The 243-nt window shown below is 73.3% G+C and carries 1 protein-coding gene; it reads right to left on the bottom strand.

From position 1 onward, the window contains the following. On the bottom strand, positions 1–243 hold a 243-nt coding region (locus tag ACY9Z2_RS19320; protein ID WP_463611296.1), incomplete at both ends, for a hypothetical protein.

Below are 243 nucleotides of genomic sequence, written 5' to 3'. Positions count from 1 at the left end.
AGCAGCGGCAGGTCGACGGCGGCGAGGCGCGTCGTTCCGTCCGGCAGCGTCATGAGGATCGTGCCGAGGTTCTCGCCTGCTGCCGCGCCGGGCTGCAGCAGGCGCGCGACGGGCCAGCCCTCGAAGCTCAGCACGACGTCCTCCTTCACGCGTTCGATGCGCTCCGCATGCGGGGGGCGCGACGGGGCGCGAGAGCCCACCGAGACCATGACGGCGCTCGCCGGGACGACGTCCATGGCGATC

Source organism: Virgibacillus sp. GM2-2 (assembly GCF_055329585.1).
Note: the sequence above shows the minus strand (reverse complement) of the source record. Positions and strands in the feature narration are given on the sequence as shown.